Source organism: Spiroplasma endosymbiont of Lariophagus distinguendus, from assembly GCF_023846195.1.
Classification (GTDB): domain Bacteria; phylum Bacillota_I; class Bacilli_A; order Mycoplasmatales; family VBWQ01; genus Spiroplasma_E.
Genome location: NZ_JALMUW010000140.1, coordinates 1 through 907, shown reverse-complemented (window position 1 = coordinate 907; position 907 = coordinate 1). Strand labels below are relative to the sequence as shown.

The 907-nt window shown below is 19.4% G+C and carries 2 protein-coding genes; one reads left to right on the top strand and one right to left on the bottom strand.

Annotated elements, in window-relative coordinates; genetic code table 4:
* Positions 1-731, top strand: a 731-nt coding sequence (locus tag M0D11_RS06155) for a hypothetical protein (RefSeq protein ID WP_252321056.1), incomplete at its 5' end; no start/stop codon positions are given.
* Here the strand turns inward: M0D11_RS06155 and M0D11_RS06150 are convergent.
* A partial coding sequence (locus tag M0D11_RS06150) for a hypothetical protein (RefSeq protein ID WP_252321053.1) occupies positions 728-907 on the bottom strand: 180 nt, incomplete at its 5' end. The genes M0D11_RS06155 and M0D11_RS06150 overlap by 4 nt on opposite strands.

Genomic DNA, 907 nt, shown 5'->3' with positions numbered 1-907 from the left:
AACAATGAGAGTTAGATTATCCAAATTATATAAATTTACCACAAATGCAAATATTTAAACAAATATTTATTATGTTATCAAAATATATTTATTCATCATTGTCAATTAATAAAGGCTTAAATGATGATAATAAAATATTATTACCATATTATTTTGAATTAAAATCAAGTCCTATAAAACCAAATGATAAAGAAATTTGAAAATTCAAAGATGCAAAAGTCATATTAAAATCTGTATATTTTAATTTTACAGATATTAATAACATTAAATTAAAGAATAATGATATTAGTCAAAATGAATTATTTAAACTTGATTATAATCAATTTAACTGATTATCTATAACTAATGAATTAGAAAGTAATAATATTCCATCATTAATTCCAGCAGACTGAACATTAGCAAATGGTGAATATGGTAAGTATTTTACAAGATTAATTATTCATAAAAATAAAACTGAAAATGCTTTAAATTTATATGGTTCAAATAAATCTCAATTATTTTCCAAATTAGAACTTTATAAAGAAATATTACAAATTGATAATAATAACGAATTTGAATTACAAATTGAAAACCCGATTAATAATTTAAATCGAGTTGAAATTAATGGAATATTTGGCGCAGGAAATTATGATTTGATTTTAATTACTGATAAACAAGAAATTAATTTAAAAAACATTAATTTATTTGATAAATATAATGAAAATATCTCATATATAAACTTAGAAATTTAGTTATCAAAATATCCATTGGGATACTTACCATTTCATCATATATCTGTTTTTTCAATAGGTTTTCCACCATTATAAAATTTTGTTATTTCAGGAACATCTGAAAAATATATTTTAAATTCATTTTGAAAATCAACTGATGAAATGTTTTTAATATCAGACATTCATATTTTTTGAAC